General features: G+C 66.8%; 14 protein-coding genes. 3 read left to right on the top strand and 11 right to left on the bottom strand.

Annotation, left to right across the window (positions count from 1 at the left end; all coding sequences use genetic code 11):
• Window positions 1-17 precede the first annotated feature (17 nt).
• From LDJ84_RS15590 to LDJ84_RS15575, 4 genes are all read right to left on the bottom strand, one after another.
• The gene (locus tag LDJ84_RS15590; protein ID WP_226044956.1) at window positions 18-2000 is read right to left on the bottom strand and encodes an alpha-1,4-glucan--maltose-1-phosphate maltosyltransferase; all 1983 of its coding nucleotides are present in this window, start codon (window positions 1998-2000) and stop codon (window positions 18-20) included.
• Between the two features lie 119 nt (window positions 2001-2119).
• Window positions 2120-3001 (bottom strand): Ku protein, encoded by an 882-nt coding sequence (locus LDJ84_RS15585; protein ID WP_226044955.1) that lies wholly within the window; start codon window positions 2999-3001, stop codon window positions 2120-2122.
• Window positions 2998-3255, bottom strand: coding sequence for a hypothetical protein (locus tag LDJ84_RS15580; protein WP_226044954.1), 258 nt, complete (start codon window positions 3253-3255; stop codon window positions 2998-3000). The genes LDJ84_RS15585 and LDJ84_RS15580 overlap by 4 nt, the downstream gene beginning before the upstream one ends.
• On the bottom strand, window positions 3245-3763 hold the full coding sequence (locus tag LDJ84_RS15575) for an MgtC/SapB family protein (protein WP_024762551.1): 519 nt from the start codon (window positions 3761-3763) through the stop codon (window positions 3245-3247). The genes LDJ84_RS15580 and LDJ84_RS15575 overlap by 11 nt, the downstream gene beginning before the upstream one ends.
• 181 nt (window positions 3764-3944) lie before the next feature.
• Here LDJ84_RS15575 and LDJ84_RS15570 point away from each other — a divergent pair, with 181 nt between their 5' ends.
• The gene (locus LDJ84_RS15570; RefSeq protein WP_226044953.1) at window positions 3945-4349 is read left to right on the top strand and encodes a hypothetical protein; all 405 of its coding nucleotides are present in this window, start codon (window positions 3945-3947) and stop codon (window positions 4347-4349) included.
• Window positions 4350-4353: 4 nt separating this feature from the next.
• Here LDJ84_RS15570 and LDJ84_RS15565 read toward each other — a convergent pair whose 3' ends face one another.
• Window positions 4354-6813, bottom strand: coding sequence for a glycogen/starch/alpha-glucan phosphorylase (locus LDJ84_RS15565; protein WP_169887499.1), 2460 nt, complete (start codon window positions 6811-6813; stop codon window positions 4354-4356).
• Window positions 6814-7017: 204 nt separating this feature from the next.
• Between LDJ84_RS15565 and LDJ84_RS15560 the strand changes: the two genes are divergently transcribed.
• Window positions 7018-7395: a Rho termination factor N-terminal domain-containing protein gene (locus LDJ84_RS15560; protein WP_169887500.1), complete on the top strand. Its 378-nt coding sequence runs from the start codon at window positions 7018-7020 to the stop codon at window positions 7393-7395.
• 25 nt (window positions 7396-7420) lie between these two features.
• On the opposite strand, the gene ligD is transcribed toward LDJ84_RS15560, so the two are convergent.
• From ligD to katE, 3 genes are all read right to left on the bottom strand, one after another.
• Complete coding sequence (ligD, locus tag LDJ84_RS15555) at window positions 7421-9949, bottom strand: DNA ligase D (RefSeq protein ID WP_226044952.1); 2529 nt, start codon at window positions 9947-9949, stop codon at window positions 7421-7423.
• A gap of 3 nt (window positions 9950-9952) precedes the next feature.
• On the bottom strand, window positions 9953-10384 hold the full coding sequence (locus LDJ84_RS15550; protein WP_038803212.1) for a hypothetical protein: 432 nt from the start codon (window positions 10382-10384) through the stop codon (window positions 9953-9955).
• Between the two features lie 120 nt (window positions 10385-10504).
• Window positions 10505-12661, bottom strand: coding sequence for a catalase HPII (katE, locus tag LDJ84_RS15545; RefSeq protein WP_235376355.1), 2157 nt, complete (start codon window positions 12659-12661; stop codon window positions 10505-10507).
• Between the two features lie 206 nt (window positions 12662-12867).
• On the opposite strand from katE, the gene LDJ84_RS15540 reads away from it, so the two are divergent.
• The gene (locus LDJ84_RS15540) at window positions 12868-13608 is read left to right on the top strand and encodes a hypothetical protein (RefSeq protein WP_024762547.1); all 741 of its coding nucleotides are present in this window, start codon (window positions 12868-12870) and stop codon (window positions 13606-13608) included.
• Window positions 13609-13680: 72 nt separating this feature from the next.
• On the opposite strand, the gene LDJ84_RS15535 is transcribed toward LDJ84_RS15540, so the two are convergent.
• The 3 genes from LDJ84_RS15535 to LDJ84_RS15525 form a co-directional block, all read right to left on the bottom strand.
• Entirely contained in the window at window positions 13681-15408 is a 1728-nt protein-coding gene (locus LDJ84_RS15535; protein WP_226044951.1) for a SulP family inorganic anion transporter, read from the bottom strand.
• A gap of 189 nt (window positions 15409-15597) precedes the next feature.
• Entirely contained in the window at window positions 15598-16431 is an 834-nt protein-coding gene (locus LDJ84_RS15530) for an HpcH/HpaI aldolase/citrate lyase family protein (protein WP_038803211.1), read from the bottom strand.
• 14 nt (window positions 16432-16445) lie between these two features.
• A complete protein-coding gene (locus LDJ84_RS15525) occupies window positions 16446-17636 on the bottom strand; it encodes a CaiB/BaiF CoA transferase family protein (protein ID WP_024762545.1) in 1191 nt (396 codons plus the stop codon).
• Window positions 17637-17705: the final 69 nt, after the last annotated feature.

Raw genomic sequence — 17705 nt, 5'->3', positions numbered from 1 at the left:
GGTCGCGCTCCTGGAAGTCATTGCTCGGGATGCAGGCGCCAGATGCCGAACGGCAGGTGCCAGGGCTCGATGCGCATCCACTGGCGCTTGCCGTGCCAGGTCCAGCGGTGACCATTCATCAGATCTTCGCCGCCCATGGGCGCGTCATCGGGCAGGCCGAATTCCCACAGCGGCAGCTCGAAGTCCGCCTCCTGGGCGTTCTCCGGATCGAGGCTGACCGCCACCAGGATGAAGTTGGACAGGTCGGCGCTGCGCTTGCCGAACAGCAGGATGTTGTCGTTGAAGACGGCGTAGGCCTTGAAGCCCAGGTGGCTGTGCAGCGCCGGGTTCTCGCGGCGGATGCGATTGAGCCGGGTGATCTCGCCGACGATGTTGCCGGGCGCGTGGTAGTCGCGCTGGCGCAGCTGGTACTTCTCGGAGTCGAAGTACTCCTCCTTGCCCGGCACCGGGTCGGCCTCGCACAGCTCGTAGCCCGAATACATCCCCCACAGCCCCGAGCCCATGGTTGCCAGGGCGGCGCGGATGAGGAAGCCCGCGCGGCCGGAGCGTTGCAGGAAGTAGGGGTTGATATCCGGCGTGTTGACGAAGAAGTTCGGCCGGTAGCAGTCGCGCAGCGGCGGCTCATTCAGTTCGGTGAGGTACTCCTCCAGCTCCGCCTTGGTGTTGCGCCAGGTGAAGTAGGTGTAGCTCTGGCTGAAGCCGACCTTGCCCAGGCGCGCCATCATCGCCGGGCGGGTGAAGGCCTCGGCGAGGAAAATCACCTGCGGGTGCTCGCGGCGCACTTCGGCGATCAGCCATTCCCAGAACGGCAGCGGCTTGGTGTGCGGGTTGTCGACGCGGAACAGGTTGACGCCCTGCTCCACCCAGCCCTGCACCACACCCAGCAGGCCGAGCCAGAGATCGGGAATGGCGTCGGCGGCGTAGAAATCGACGTTGACGATGTCCTCGTACTTCTTCGGCGGATTCTCCGCGTGGCGGATGCTGCCGTCCGCGCGCCAGCTGAACCAGCCGGGGTGCTCGCGCAGCCAGGGGTGGTCCGGCGAGCACTGGATGGCGAAATCCAGGGCGATCTCCAGGCCGTGCCCGCGGGCGGCGTCCACCAGAGCACGGAAGTCGTCCAGGCTGCCCAGCTCGGGGTGCACGGCGTCATGGCCGCCCTCCTCGCTGCCGATGGCGTAGGGGCTGCCAGGGTCGTCGGGGCCGGCCTGCAGGCTGTTGTTGCGGCCCTTGCGGTGGGTGCGGCCGATGGGATGGATCGGGGGGAAGTACAGCACGTCGAAGCCCATAGCGGCGATCTCCGGCAGCCGCCGGTGAACGTCGGCAAAGGTGCCGTGCTGGCCGGGTGTCGGGCTTTCCGAGCGCGGGAACAGCTCGTACCAGCTGGCGAACCCGGCCAGCGGGCGCTCCACGTCCAGCTCGAAGGTAAGGCTGCGGGTCAGGTGCGGACGGTGTTCGGCGCGCTGCATCAGTTCCAGGGTCCGCGGGGCCATGAACAGGCCGAAGCGCGCCTCCCGCTCGGTGGTGTCCTGCAGGCTGCGGAGGATTTCGCCCAGCTCCGCCGCGCCATCCTGTGGCGCGTGGTGCAGTACCTCCTGGAACAGGTCGAGGCCCTCGCGGAACTCCAGGTCCAGCAACTGACCGGCGGCGTATTTCTTCTCCAGTTCGTAGCGGAAGCTGGCGTAGCTGTCGATCCAGGCCAGGACGATGAATTCCGTGCGGCCAATTCGGGTCGGCGTGATATCGGCCTCCCAGTGATCGTTGCCCAGGTGCTGCAGGGGTGTTTTCTGCCAGGGCTGGCCCTTGCCTTCGCGCCAGGCGACCTCGGCGGCCAGCTTGTCGTGGCCATCGGCAAAGATCCGCGCATGGATGCGCGAGGCCCGGTGGGCGATGGCCTTGGCGGCGAAGCGCCCACCTTCCAGGCGCGGCGCTACCTCTTCGATGACGATGCGCGCCTCGTTGGCGGCAACCTCGGCCCGGTCGGCCGGATTCTCCAGTTCCATCGCGGCGCCCTCCTCGCTGCGGTGCGCGCCGGATGCGCGCTCGTGGGTGGATTGCTCGCTACAGGCATTGGGAACGGCAGGGCTTCGGCAAGTTCAGGCTAATTGCGCCAGTGGTCGTTTCAGGAGCTCTTGCGCCTGGGCGCGGCCTTGCTCGTGGCACTCTTCTTCGCCGGCGTAGCGGTCGTTTTCTTCGCGGCGCTGGCGGCGCTGCGCGGTTTTGCTGCGCCCTTGAGGCTGCGCTTGAGCAATTCGGTGAGGTCGATGATGTCGGCGCCTTCGCTGGCTTTCGCTTGGGCCTGCGGCACGTTCTCCAGCTGGCCCCTGGCGGCCTTCTGCTCCACCAGGCGGTGGATTTCGGCGCTGAACTCGTCCTGGTAATCCGCGGGCGACCAGCGGCCGCTCATGTCCTTGACCAGGCGTTCGGCCATTTCGGTTTCGCGCTTGTCCAGCTTGACCTTGTCCAGCGCCAGGCCCAGTTCGTCTACCTCGCGCACGTCCGCCGGCCAGCGCAGGGTCATCAGCAGGATGGCATCCCCGTCGTCGCGCAGCATCGCCAGGTGCTGACGGCTGTGCATCACCAATTGGCAGACCGCCGCCTTGCCGGTCTTCCGCAGGGTATCGCGCAGCAGCACGTAGACCTTCTCGCCGCGCTTCTCGGGCGTCAGGTAATACGGGGAGTCGTAGAACGCCACGGGAATCTCGGCGATCTCGATGAAACCGAGGATGTCGATGGTCTGGGTCGCCTCGGGCCGCGCGGCGCGAATCTCCTCTTCGCTGATCACCACGTAGCGGCCCTTCTCCAGCTCCACGCCCTTGACGATGTGTTCCCTGGGCACCTCCTTGCCGGTGATCTTGTTCACCCGTTTGTAGCCCACCGGTTCCAGGCTGCGCTCGTCCAGCCAGTCGAAGTCGGTGGCGCTGGAACGCGCGGCGCTGTTGAGCGCCACCGGGATGTGTACGAGGCCGAAGCTGATGGCGCCTTTCCAGATCACACGGGTCATGGGTAACTCTCCTGCAGGATGATGCCGTCGTCGAAATGCACGCGGCCGGCGCTATCGATGTCGCTGATCCGCTCGAGCATGCGCTGCGCCTGCCACTCCGCCTCCGACACGTTGCGGCTGCCGGGTGCGTAGACCCAGAGCACCTCGACCGGTGCGCCCTGGCGGGTCACCTGGTACTCGATCAGGCCGGTGTAGCAGCCGTTCTCCAGCATCGCATCGGTCCAGGCGCAGGCCTGGGCGAATTCACGGAACATCGCGGTCCTCTCTCGCCGCCTGCTCGGCAGGCGGTCGGTTGCGTTCCAGCCAGCGTGGCAGAACATGCAGCACCAGCAGCGCGAGCAGCGTACCCAGCACTGCCGTGGCGGAGTGCCCGAGCCCGACGCTGATCCCGATGGCCGTGCTCAGCCACAGCCCGGCGGCGGTGGTCAGCCCCTTCACCTCGGACACCTGGCTGCCCTTGAGGATGGTGCCGGCGCAAAGGAAGCCGATACCGGCGGCGATCCCCTGGATCACCCGGCTGACCGCATCGGCCTGCGCACCGCCCTCATGGATCGCCATCACGAACAGCGCAGCGCCCAGGGTGACCAGCATGTGGGTGCGCAAGCCGGCGGCCTTGCCCTGGCTTTCCCGCTCGTAGCCGACCACGCCGCCCAGCACCACGGCGAGCGTCAGGCGCAGCGAGGCGCGGGTGATCTGCTCGACTTCGCTCAGGTCGGAGAATTCGGCGACCAGCGTCACCCAGATGCGATCCAACGTGTCCATGACAGGCTCCGCAGTCCCTCTTAAGGGTGCAGACCCACCGACCGCGCAATTGGTTTGCTGAAAATTCGCCGGCGATTCCACCGCCCGGCGGAAAATCCGTGCAGCTCGCCACCGGCGCGGTCCATCGCTCATACCCGGCGCAGCACTGCCGGCCAACGCACCCTCAGCACCGGAGACCGGAATGAGCATCGACCCCAAGCGTTTCGCCAACGACTACCAGAAGGCCCTCGTGGAGGTCGCCCTGCCGGCCTTCGCCCGAGCCGGCGAGTTCGCCCGCGACCACGGCCTGGAGTGCAGCGTCGAGCTGCGAGAGGGTCGGCGCCACCTGCCCGAACTGGTGTTGTCCGTGCGCAATGCGTGCCAGGCAGCCGACTGCGTCTGTCGCATCAGCGCCGACCCGAGCACACAGCGGCTGTGCCATGAGAACCGCTGCGGCGAGACCGATGCCGACGTGCAGCGGGTGGTCGGCTCCATCGCTTCGCTCAACGAGAGGGTGCTCGACACCCGCCTGCTGGAATTCTTCCAGGCGGCTTTCGCGCTGCATTTGGACTACGCCTCCCGCCGGCATGCCGGCGGTTTCTGGTGACGGCTCAGTCCTCCGCGGCCTGCACCTTCCAGATATCCCTGGCGTACTCGCGGATGGTCCGGTCAGAGGAGAACCAGCCGACCCTGGCGGTATTGAGCATGGAGGCCTTCCACCAGCGCGCCGGTTTGCGCCAAAGCTCCTCGACCTTTTCCTGGGCGTCCCAGTAGGCGTCGAAATCGGCGCAGACCAGGAAGCGGTCGTCGCTGACCAGCGCATCGACCAGGCCGGTATAGCGCTGCGGATCGTCCGGTGAGAACACCCCGGAGCTGATCGCCCGCAGCGCCTCCTCCAGCCGCGGCGAGGCGGCGATCTCGGCATGCATCGACAAGTCGCCAGCGCGCTTGCGTGCCTCCACCTGCTTGGCCTTGAGGCCGAAGATGAACATGTTTTCCGCGCCGATGCGCTCGCACATCTCGACGTTGGCGCCGTCCAGCGTGCCGATGGTCAGCGCGCCGTTGAGGGCGAACTTCATGTTGCTGGTGCCGGAGGCCTCCAGCCCCGCCGTGGAAATCTGCTCGGACAGGTCCGCCGCCGGGATGATCGATTCCGCCAGGCTGACGTTGTAGTTGGGGATGAATACCACCTTGAGCCGACCGCGCACCGTGGGATCGCCGTTGACCATCCGGCTGATGTCGTTGGCCAGCTTGATGATCAGCTTGGCCACGGTGTAGCTGGGCGCGGCCTTGCCGGCGAAGATCTTCACCCGTGGCACGCGGTCGGTGGTCGGGTCGTTGCGGATGTCCTGGTAGAGCGCCACGGTATGCAGCAGGTTGAGCAACTGGCGCTTGTATTCGTGAATGCGCTTGACGTGGACGTCGAACAGCGCATCCGGGTCGATGCGCACGCCCAAGCGCTCCTCGACCAGCGCCGCCAGGCGTTCCTTGGCATTGCGCCGCTGCTGGGCGAAGCGCTGGCGCACCGAGGACTTCTCCACCAGCTCGGCCAGCGCCGGCAGGTGCTTCTCGGGCTCGTCGAGTACCTCGTCGCCGAGGTTTTCCATCAGCAGCCGGGTCAGTTCCGGGTTGGTCTGGAACAGCCAGCGGCGGAAGGTCACGCCGTTGGTCTTGTTGCTGATGCGCTCCGGGTAGAGCCGGTGCAGGTCGCGGAACACCGTCTCGCGCATCAGGTCGGTGTGCAGCGCCGACACGCCGTTGACGCTGTGCGAGCCGAGGAACGCCAGGTTGCCCATGCGCACGCGGCGGCCGTGGTCCTCCTCGATCAGCGAGGCCGAGCGCAGCAGGGCGAAATCGTGGATGTCCTTGGCACGTAGCGCGTCGATATGGAAGGCATTGATCAGGTAGATGATCTGCATGTGCCGCGGCAGCAGGCGCTCCATCAGGCTCACCGGCCAGGATTCCAGCGCCTCGGGCAGCAGCGTGTGGTTGGTATAGGACAGGGTCGCTACCGTCAGCGCCCAGGCGTCGTCCCAGTCCAGGCTGCGCTCGTCCAGCAGCAGGCGCATCAGCTCGGCGACGGCGATGGCCGGGTGGGTGTCGTTGAGCTGGATGGCCACCCGCTCGGGCAGGCCGAAGACGTCCTCGCCCTGCCCCAGGTGCCGTTGCATCAGGTCCTGCAGCGAGGCGCTGACGAAGAAGAATTCCTGGCGCAGGCGCAGTTCCTGGCCCGCCTCGGTGCTGTCCGCCGGGTAGAGCACCCGCGAGATGCTTTCCGCACGCACCGTATCCGCCACCGCCCCCAGGTGGTCGCCGGCATTGAAGCGGTCCAGCCGCAGGGTTTCCTCGGCACGGGCGCGCCACAGGCGCAGGGTGTTCACGCTGGCGGTGCGCCAGCCCACCACCGGCATGTCGTAGGCCACCGAGCGCACGCGCTCGGCCGGCTCCCAGCGTTGCCGCTCGACGCCGCGGGCGTCGCGCTCGCTGTGGACGCTGCCGCCGAAGCCGACGCTGAAGCTGCACTCGGGCCGTTCGAATTCCCAGGGGTTGCCGAAGTCGAGCCAGGTTTCGGTGTGCTCCTGCTGCCAGCCGTCGCCGATCACCTGCTTGAACAGGCCGTGCTCGTAGCGGATGCCGTAACCGTGGGCGGGGATGTCCAGCGTCGCCATGCTCTCCATGAAGCAGGCGGCGAGCCGCCCCAGGCCGCCGTTGCCCAGCGCGGCGTCGGGCTCCAGCAGGCGTACGCGGTCGAGGTCCACGCCCAGCTCCGAAAGGGCCTGGCGCGCCACCTCCAGCAACCCCAGGTTGCTCAGGTTGTCGATCAGCAGGCGGCCGATGAGGAACTCCAGCGACAGGTAGTAGACGTGCTTGCGGGCGCTGCGGTCGATGGCGCGGGTGGTTTCCTCCCAGTTGTCGACCTGGTATTTGCGTGCGGCCAGGGCCACCGCCTCGAACCAGTCGTGGTCGAAAGCGTCGGCCGGGTCCTTGCCGACTGCGTAGCGCAGGCGGGTGAGCACCGCATGCTTGAAGGTCTCGACTTCCGACTGATCGGGAATGCTGTCCAGGGCCATTGCCGTCTCCTCTGGTTGCCGGTGGCTGCGGGTACGCGAGGTGCCCAGTGCATCAGTCCCCAGTGAAATCCATGAGTTCAGACCTTTTCGCCGACCGGCACGGCCCGTTCATCAGAAACGCCGAACCATCGGCGACGAGCGGTTTCTCCCCTCATGTGGCCCTTGGCAAAGGGCTGCCAGCTAATCAGAGACAGGAGAACCGCCATGCCCCGCGGCGACAAAAGCAAGTACACCGAGAAGCAGAAGCGCAAGGCCGAGCACATCGAGGAAAGCTACGAAGAGCGCGGCGTACCCAGGGCGGAAGCCGAGGCGCGAGCCTGGGCGACCGTGAACAAGCAGTCCGGCGGCGGCGAGCGCAAGGGCGGCTCGGGCCAGCAGAAAAGCGCCACCGCCAAGGCCGCTGCGCGCAAGAGCTCGGCCCGTCGCGCCGTTGCCAGCAAACACGGCGTGCCGCGGCCCGACCAGCCGCTGGAATCCATGACCAAGGCCGAGCTGCTCAATCGTGCGCGCACCCGGCACATCGCCGGGCGCTCCGGCATGCGCAAGCAGCAACTGATCGACGCCTTGCGAAAAGCCACCTGAGCCGGGAGGTGTCGTTTTAGCTTCCTCAGCCGTCCAGTTTGCCGCGCATCCTTGCGCTCAACCGTTGCCGGGTCTTCGCCCAGTCGGCCCAGGGGTCGGCGCCTGCCAGACGCTCGTCGACATTCGCGAGGGTCCATTGGTGTGCCGACTTGAGCCTGGCAAGCTCAAGGCGACTGATCGGCACCGAGACCGGCAGCCCGTCCCGTGCACGTACCGACCACACGCACACCGTGCTGGCGCCCCGGCTGTTGCGCAGGTAATCGATGAAAATCTTCCCGACGCGATTCTTCGGCCCCGATACGGCGCTGAAGCGGTCCGGCATCAGCCGGGCCATGTGTCGGCTGATCGCATGGGCGAAGTCCTTCACTTCATCCCAGCCATGGTGCCGCTGCAGCGGCACGAGGATGTGCATGCCCTTGCCGCCGCTGGTCTTGAGGAAGGCTGTCAGGCCGAGTTCGTCCAGCAGCGTGAGGGTCAACTGGGTCGCCTCGATCATCCGCTGCCAGGGCAGCGCCGGATCGGGGTCGAGGTCCAGGACGAAGCGGTCGGGTTTCTCCAGGTCATCGAGCGCGGCGTTCCAGGTATGCAGCTCCAGCGCACCCATCTGCGCGGCGCCCACCAGCGCCTTGGCCGAGGCGATGCGCAGCAGCGGTGCGTGACCGGGGTCAAGCTGCGGGTCCAGTTGTTCGGCGCCGGGGATCCCGGTACGCGAGGCATGGCGCTGGAAGAACTGCTCGCCCGCCACACCATCGGGCGCCCGCACCAGGGACACCGGACGGTCGGCCAGCCAGGGCAGCAGGGATTCCGCGGCTTTGTCGTAGTAGCGCACCACATCGATCTTGCGCAGCTTGCTGGTGGGATCGACCACTCGCTCGGGATGGGTGATGGTCACGCCCTCCAGGACATTGCCGCTGTTCGAGCGCGACGGTCTGGCAGCGCCGGCACGGGCAGCCCTCTTCGGTTTTTCCTCGACTATCGCCTCAGCCGGCTTGTCACTGCGCAGACCGTGGAACACCGCCTGGCGCACCCTGCCTTCACGGGTGATCTCGGCGAAGGCAACTTCGCCCAGCAACTCCGGACGCAGCCAGGTCACGCCCTTGGCCTCGGCTCCCTTGGGCGGCTCCCGCAGCGGGCAGGTCTTGCGCTGCAGCGGCTGGAACTGCCGATGCAGTCTCTTCAGGCTGGCCGCGCTGAAACCGGTGCCCACCTTGCCGGCGTAGCGCAGCTCGCCATTCTCGTCGTGCAGCCCGAGCAGCAAGGCGCCGAAAGACGAGCGCGAGCCCTTGGGTGCGCTGTAGCCGACGATCACGAACTCCTGCCGGCGCTTGCATTTGAGCTTGATCCAGTCGGAGGAGCGTTTCCCCGTATAGAGGCTGCCCACACGCTTGCCGATCAGCCCTTCCAGGCCGAGCCGGCAGGCGCTGTCGAGGATGCTGCGCGGGTCGTCGGTGAAGTCCTCGGAATAGCGCAGGCGATCATCGCCATTGCCGCGCAGGACCTGTGCCAGCGCCTGGCGCCGCTGCTCCAGGGGCTTGTTGCGGTAATCCTCGCCATCCAGCCAGAGCAGGTCGAACAACGTGTAGTGGATGGGCGCCGAGACCGCGGCATCGAAGGCATTCTGCAGGCGCTGGAAGTCCGGTCGGCCCTCCTCGTCCATCACCAGTATCTCGCCGTCCAGCCAGGCGGACGTCACCGGCAGTGCCGCCAGCGCCGCGCACAGTTCGGGCAGCTTCTTCGACCAGTCGTGGCCGTTGCGGGTCAGCAACTTGATCTGGCCGCCGTCGAGCCGGGCAAGCAGGCGGTAGCCATCGAGCTTGATCTCGTAGCGCCAGTCGCCTGCCGGTGGCGCGTCCACCAGAGTGGCGAGTTCGGGAGAAATGGCCGCCGGCAGGCTGGCCTTGCCCGCCGCTCTTTTCTTCGCAGGCTGCACCGGCCTGGCGCGCTTTGCCGAAGCCTGCTTGCGCTGCGCGACCTCGCCGGGCAATGCCTTTCCGGTGACGACGCTCAGCGGCTGCTCGGCGAGGATGTCGTAACGCGGGTAGTCCCGTGCCTGGTCATCCCGCCCCTTGATCAGGAACCACTGCGGCTGCCGCCCGGCCATGCGGGTGCGGATCAGGTTCCAGCTGCCGGTCAGCTTGCTGCCCGCCAGGCGGAACTTGAGATGGCCGTTGCCGAGGCCTTCGTGGGGATCGCCGATGGGCATCCAGCGGCCCTCGTCCCAGACGATCACGTCGCCGGCACCGTAATGACCTTCCGGGATATGCCCTTCGAAGCCCGCGTAGTCCAGCGGATGATCCTCCACCTCGATGGCCAGGCGCTTCACGCTGGGATCGAGGCAGGGGCCCTTGGGCACCGCCCAGCTCTTGAGTACGCCATCGAGTTCGAGGCGGAAGTCGTAATGCAGGTGGCTCGCGTCGTGCTTCTGCACGACGAAGGCAGCCTCCCCTTCCCGGTCCGCCGGCGTTCCGCCCCGTGGCTCGGGAGTGCCGCTGAAGTCGCGTTTGCGCGCGTATTCCTTCAGGGTGCTGTCCTTGACGGCTTTGGCCCCGGCCATGGATCACTGTTCCTCGTCGGGGTCGGAGGCGTCCCAGGGTTTGCCGTCCAGCGGGTGCACACGGCCTTCCTCGGCCTCGTCCAGCCCGCTGCCCGCGCCGATCTCGTTGCCGCGGACGATGCGCAGGTCGCGGTCTGCCGGCTTGCCGGACGGCGGATCGAGCGGGGATTCGGACCCGTCCTCGTCGATCAGGGTTTCCGGTGCCAGGTCATCCATGCTGACGCCATCCTCGACGGCGCTGTCGCCCAGCGTCTCGCCGCCGGTCATGCCCATCTCGCGACGGCGCTGCGGCGGGAATTCGCGCTCCACCTCCTGCGGCGAGCGCTCGTCGCCTATGCGGCCTTCCGGCTGTTTCTCGAAGTCGAGTTCGCGCACGCTGCCCATGCGGTCCTCGGTATCGTCGATCTCGATGTGTTGCTGGCGTCGTTCAGTCATGGCGACTCTCCTGCGGTTCTCGGACAAAGGCTGTCGGCCGGTTGAGCCGAACCAGCGGCTGGAGTTCAGGTTGACTGCCCGGTGGGCACGGGGCGGCAGCATCGGCCGCCGCCCCTCCGCTCAGGCAGGGATCTTCCCGGCATGGGCCTCGCGGCCCCAGATGCGGTGCTGCAGCAAGGCCTCCTGCAACTTGCCGAATACTTCCCTGGCGGACTTGCCGTCGATCACCCCTTCATCCGCGGGCAGGCCGAGCTGCGCCGGCAGCTTCCCGGCGTCGCCGGCGAATGCCAGCGGCTTGAGGTGCTTGTACGCCTCCAGCAGGTAGTGCAGCGCGCGGCCATCGCTACCGATGGCCTGCACGGATTTCGCGCCGCCGGGCACGAACACCGCGTCGAAAGCCACCGACGGCAGGCCGTCCCAGCTGGCATCGGGCACCAGCGCCGAACCCGTTTCGGACTTCACCGGGGCGGCACTGGGGCCGATCAGCTTGGCGCTCGCCCCCGCCTTTTTCAGCGCATCCTGCAAGCCCTTGACGTCGCTTTCCTTGACGCCATCGGCGACCAGGATCGCCACCTTGCGGGAGCGGATATCGCCGGGCAGCAGGTTGGCCTGGCTCAAGGCCGGCGATGGCTTGGGCTGCGGAACCTTGGCCTTCCTGTTGGTGAGTTTCACCCCGATACGCTGGGCCACGCGCTCGGCAAGTTTCGGGCAGATATTGGCGAGAATCTGGTTGACCTCGCGCTCGCGAATCGCCATTCGCTCGACCTTCGACAGCTCGAACGCATAGGCCGAAACCACATGGCCCTGCTCCGCCTCGCTGAGGCTGTGGTAGAACAGCGCGGCCTGGGTGAAATGGTCGGCGAAGGAATCGGCCCGTACGCGGACCTTGGTGCCGGTCATGGTTTCCGGATAGCTGGTGAAACCGCCGTGGCGCGCGGCGGGCGGGGTTTCCTTGGGCCAGCCGTTGTCGATGGAATTGGGTTCGTAGGCGGCGCGGCCCTTGTGCAGCATGTGCTGGTGCAGGCCGTCGCGCTGGTTGTTGTGGAACGGGCACAGCGGCTGGTTGATCGGAATCTGGTTGAAGTTCGGCCCGCCAAGGCGCGACAGCTGGGTGTCGGTATAGGAGAACAGCCGCCCCTGCAGCAGCGGGTCATTGCTGAAATCGATGCCCGGCACCACATGGCCGGGGTGGAACGCCGCCTGCTCGGTTTCGGCGAAGAAGTTGTCCGGGTTGCGGTTCAGCACCATGCGGCCCAGCAGCTTCACGGGAACAAGCTCCTCGGGCACCAGTTTGGTGGGATCGAGCAGGTCGAAGTCGAACTTGTCCTGGTCGGCTTCGGCGATCACCTGCACGCCCAGCTCCCATTCGGGGTAGTCGCCGCTTTCGATGTCGTCCCATAGGGTGCGGCGATGGAAGTCCGCATCCTTGCCGGCCAGCTTCTGCGCTTCGTCCCAGACCAGCGAGCAGACACCGGACTTCGGCCGCCAGTGGAACTTGACGAACACACTGTCGCCCGCCGCATTAATCAGACGGAAGGTATGCACGCCAAAGCCCTGGATATGCCGCAGGGAAATCGGAATGGCGCGGTCCGACATGGCCCACATGACCATGTGCGCGGACTCGGGCGTCAGCGAGACGAAGTCCCAGAAGGTGTCATGGGCCGAACCGCCGGTAGGAATCTCGTTGTGCGGCTCGGGCTTCACCGCGTGGACGAAGTCGGGAAACTTGATCGCATCCTGGATGAAGAACACCGGCATGTTGTTGCCAACCAGGTCGTAGTTGCCCTCCTCGGTATAGAACTTCACCGCGAAGCCGCGAACGTCGCGCACCGTGTCCGCCGACCCGCGCGGCCCCTGCACGGTGGAGAAGCGCACGAACACCGGCGTACGCAGGCCCGCCTTGCCGAGAAACGCCGCCTTGGTCAGCTGGCTCCAGTCCTCGTAGCATTCGAAATAGCCATGGGCCGCTGCGCCCCGCGCATGCACGATGCGCTCGGGAATCCGCTCATGGTCGAAGTGGGTGATCTTCTCCCGCAGGATGAAGTCTTCCAGCAGCGAAGGTCCGCGCTCCCCTGCGCGCAGGCTGTTCTGGTTATCGGCGATGCGCACGTTGGTATTGGTGGTGAGCGCCTCCCCCGTGGCGTCCTCGCGGTAAGGCTCCAGTTGCTCGATCTTCTCGTTGCGGTTACTGCGGTCGGTGGTGTCGGTGCCAGCCAGATCGCTTCGCTTGATGGTGGGCTTCTTGGCCACGGTAGGGTCCTCCTCATCAGGATGCAGAATGGCGCCCTGTTGGGATGGACGTCGGCGCCGGGTTCTACCTGTTGGGACAGACCTCTGGCGCAGAGTTCAGATATTTGGCGAAGCAGGCCCGGCGACGCCCTGATCGTTCCGGATGATTTCTTCGCCCTGTGTCGACGCGATACGCAGCTATCCTGAGTCACAAATGCCCGCCGACAGGTCGACGGGCGACAAGGAGACGCTTCTTGAATTGGACTCGGCTATTCATCGCATCCTGCCTGTCGCTGACATCTTTTCCGAGCGTTGCCGAAAATACGCAGGCCTTTCTCCAGGGGCGCGTTTACGAGTTGCGCCGCGATATCCAGCAGCCCTCCTGCGTCGAGTGGTCAGGTGGTCTCCCGGATGGCGTTTGGGGCAAGGGCGGTGAATACATTCCGGATGGCGACCTGGTGAGTACCGACGGCCAGGTACTGATCGCTTCTGCAATCTACAAACCGTCTGGCGTCAGGGTTTCGCACACCTTCTACAAGAGCCGGCAGGCCTGCCAGGCTGAGCTTGCCGGGCAGGCCGCCGATGTTGCGACGGTTGCCACCGCAACGGGTGGCGACCAGGGTTCCTACGTCGACAGGCTTCAGCGCGATTTTGGCAGCCGGTTGTATTTCAGCTCCGCCGAGGCCGAGGCCCTGGTGAAGAAGATCAACATCGACTGCAAGGCCCCGGACGGTCGCTACCTGCCCCTCTATAACGCACTGCTGGCCCGCCTGGATGAAGCCAGTACGCCCGAGGCCTGGATGGAGACCAGCGTGGTCAATACCGGCAAGAAGCTGCGGGTGTTCGACAGCGTCCGCCTCAAGAGCGGCAAGGAGCTGACCCCGCAATTGACCCTGGAAATCAACGAATTCGGCGGCTACCAGACTCACGGCGTTCGCAAGCAGGCGCTATCGAACGCGTGTTTTGGCACCTACGGCCCCATCTGGAAGCTCTAGATTCGCCACCGTCATGTTGAGCCTTGCGCCCTGCTCCGCCGTAGCCCTGGGCGCCGTCTGATCGACAGGCGCCTAAGGCTCCCAGTCCACGCCGGAGTCGGCCAGGTAGGCATCCACGGCGGCGCCCACCGTGGGGTGGAATGCCGATTCACCCAGGCCCTCGAACAGCTCGAACTGCTTCATCTTGTCCTTCACCGGGTCCTTCATCTCGGCGAACTGCAACTCCACCCCGCGTTGCTCCAGGATCTTGTCCAGCTCGGCGAGCATGTCGGCGGAGGTGATATCGATGCTGGTCACCGGGCTGGCCGCGATCACCAGGCGCTGCACGGGCGTGGGGGACTGGTTCAGCGCCGCCAGTACCTGGTTCTGGAACTGCTCGGCATTGGCGAAGAACAGCGGCGCATCCCAGCGCAGCAACACCAGGCCGGGAATGCGCCGCGCATTCGGGTAACGCGTTACGTCGTGATAACCACGCACGCCGTCCACCCTGCCCAGCACGGCATGGTGCGGTCGCCAGCCATCCCAGAGGAACTCGATCACCGCGATCACCACGGCGATACAGATGCCTGGAATGGCCCCGAACACCGCCACGCCGGCAAAGCAGCCCATGGACAGCCAGAACTCCCATTGTTGCAGGCGGAAGATGCGCTTGAGGTCGGTGAACTCGAACAACCCCAGTGCCGCGGCGATCACCACCGCAGCCAGGGCACTGGTGGGCAGGTGCTGCATCAGGTTGGGCGCCGCCAGCAGCAACAGGGTCACCGCCAGGGCACCGACGATGCCGGTGAGCTGGGTCTTTGCCCCTGCGGCCTCGGCGACCGGCGTACGCGAGGAGCTGCTGCTGATGGGAATGCCCTGGAACAGCCCGGAAGCGAAGTTCGCCACGCCCAGGCCGAACATTTCCTGGTTGGGGTTCACCGGCGTCTTCAGCCTCGCCGCGTAGGTGCGCGACAGCACACTGGTGTCGGCGAATGACACCAGCGCCACGGCGATACCGCCCAGCAGCACTTCCACCAGATCGATGCCGCTCACCCAGGGGAACGAAAACTCTGGCAGCCCCTGGGGCAACTCGCCGAGCACCTTGACGCCGCGGCTGCCGAGGTCGAACAGGCTGACCGACAGGGTCGCCAGCACCACCGCGATGAGAATGCCCGGAAGGCGCCTGTAGCGCTTGAGTGCGAGGATCAGCACCAGGCAGCCTCCACCCACCGCGAAACTCGGCCAGTTGGCCTGCCCGCCCAGCAGCGCCCGGCCCAATGACCAGAGGTCCTGCAGCGGCCCCCGGCTCTCGACGGAAAGATCGAACAGTTTGGGCAACTGGCTGATCAGCACCGTCAGGGCGATGCCGTTCATGTAGCCGTAGCGGATCGGCTTGGACAGCAGTTCGGTGATGAAGCCCAGGCGCAGCAGCCCGGCGACCATGCAGACCACGCCGGAGACCAGCGCCATCAGGCTGGCGATGGCGATGGCCCGCTGCGGATCGCCAGCCGCCTGCACCAGCACCACCGCGAGAATCGGCGCGGCCAGCGCGGAGTCCGGGCCAAGCACGAGGATGCGGCTCGGGCCGAACAGCGCATAGGCCAGCAAGGGAATGATGGTCGCGTACAGCCCGTAGATGCCCGGTACGCCGGAAGCCTCGGCGTAGGCGATGCCCACCGGCACCAGCATGGTGGTCAGCACCAAGCCGGCGGCCAGGTCCCTGGGCAGCCAGCTCGCCTGGTAGTTGCACAGGGTGGCCAGCCCTGGCAGCCAACGCTGCCAGTCGAAGCGGGAGGATTGCCGTGGTGAGGTATCGGGCATGGGGTAGAAAGGCTCCGGGTCGCTGCTGCGAAGGCCCGCGCATGGGAGCCTTGTGTCCCCTAGCCTAGATCAGCCACCTGTCCCTTGACGGTGCTCTCGGTCAAGACCGCAGTTTTGCGTTGCCGAGGCGTTTCGCGAAAACCGGCCGACCATGCAGGAGCGAGCAAGCTCGCTCCTGCAGACAGTCGTTCAACCGCCGGCGCTGGCCAGCAGCCGCCGGGCGCGGGCCAGCACCGGCGCGTCGACCATCTGCCCGTCGACCTGGAAGGCCGCCGCGCCGCCTTGCGAGGCCTCCACCACCCGGCGTGCCCAGTCCAGTTCCTCAGCGCCGGGGGCTAGCGCCGCATGGGCCACAGCGACCTGTCGGGGATGGATGCACAGGGCGCCGAGCAGGCCGAGGTCGCGACCATGACGGATGGTCGCGGCGAACCCTTCGGCATCGTCGAAGGCGGGGAACACGGTATCCAGCGGCGGCTGCAGGTCGTTCACCCGCGAATGCAGCAGCAGGCTCAGGCGTACCTGGTCGTAGACCACCGCGGCGGCCTGGGTGCCGCTGCTCATGCCGATATCCAGCGCCAGGTCGAGGCCGCCGAAGGTCAGGCGCTCGACGCCCTCGCAGGCGGCGATCTCCCCCAGCGCGAGCAGGCCGCGGGCGCTCTCGATCAGCGGCCACACCGGCTTGCCGGAGGCAGCGGCGATGCGCACCTGCATGGCGCGTTCGGCCTTGGGCAGCAGGATGCCGGTGACGCCCGGCAGGCGCCCGCAAAGTTCGAGGTCGGCCGCCTGCTGCGGATCGCCGGCGGCGTTCACCCGTACCCGCACGCGCGCCTCCGGGTTGGCGTCGAGGAAGCTTTCGAGGTTTTCCCGCGCCCGGGCCTTGAGCGATGCCTCGACGGCGTCCTCGAAGTCGACGATCACTGCGTCGGCGCCGCTGGCCAAGGCCTTGGCGAAACGCTCCGGGCGGCTGCCGGGAACGAACAGCGCGGTCCGTACGATGGAATCCGCCGGGGTGTCCTGAATCATTGGGCTCTCCTGGGTCATACCGCGCCCTGCTCGTGCAGGCGCTGGATATCACCGGGGGTATACCCCAGTTCCCGCAGCAGGTCATCCGTCTGTTCCCCCAGCGCCGGCACGGCGTCCATGCGCGGGGCATAGGCGTTGCTGTTCACCGGCGGCAACAGCGCCGGCAGGCGGCCGGCCGGGCTGTCGATCTCGCGCCAGCGGTCACGGGCCGCCAGTTGCGGGTGCTGCCAGAGGCCGCGCATGTCGTTGACGTGGGCATTGGCGATCTGCGCCTGTTCCAGGCGTTCGACCACCTGTTCGGCGCCCAGGGCCGAGAAGGCCTCGACTATCGATTCGCGCAGGGCATCGCGGTTGGCCACGCGCAGGCTGGTCGCGGTGAAACGCGGATCGGTTGCCAGCTCCGGGCGCTGCAGGACGATCTCGCAGAACAGTTTCCACTCGCGCTCGTTCTGCACGCCGAGCATCACACTGCCGCCATCACCGGTGGGGAACGGCCCGTAGGGGTAGATGGTGGCGTGGGCGGCACCGGCACGCGGCGGCTGCGACTGGCCTTCGAAGGCGTAGTACATGGGGAAGCCCATCCACTCGGCCATGCCTTCGAGCATCGACACCTCGACGCGGCTGCCCTCGCCGGTCCTGCCACGCAGCAGCAGGGCCGAAAGGATGCCGCTGTAGGCGTACATGCCGGCGGAGATGTCGGCGATCGAGCACCCGGCCTTGGCCATCTCGTCGGCGCCGGGGCCGCCGGTGACCGAGAGGAAGCCACTTTCACTCTGGATCAGCAGGTCATAGGCCTTCTTCTGCTCGTAGGGGCCGCCTTCGCCGTAACCGGAAATATCGCAGACGATCAGCCGCGGGAAGCGCTCGTGCAGCGCTTCGAACGACAAGCCCAGGCGCGCAGCGGCGCCGGGAGCGAGGTTCTGCACCAGCACGTCGGCCTGTTCCAGCAACTGCTCCAGCACGGCCTGCGCCGGCTCCTGCTTGAGGTCCAGCGACAGGCTTTCCTTGGACCGGTTGGTCCAGACGAAATGCGAGGCCAGGCCGCGCACGCGCTCGTCGTAGCCGCGGGCGAAGTCGCCGACGCCGGGGCGCTCGATCTTGATCACGCGGGCGCCGAGGTCGGCCAACTGGCGGGTGCAGAACGGTGCGGCGATGGCGTGTTCCAGGCTGACGACGGTAATCCCGTCGAGGGGACGCGAACTCATGGGCAACTCCAGACGCCGGCCGGGTGGCCGACGCTACGATTCGGTGGGATCGGGCGGCCTAGGCGCCCG

This window comes from Pseudomonas sp. HS-18 (assembly GCF_020401845.1).
Taxonomy (GTDB): domain Bacteria; phylum Pseudomonadota; class Gammaproteobacteria; order Pseudomonadales; family Pseudomonadaceae; genus Pseudomonas; species Pseudomonas nitroreducens.
This window is presented reverse-complemented; position numbering and strand designations above follow the sequence as displayed.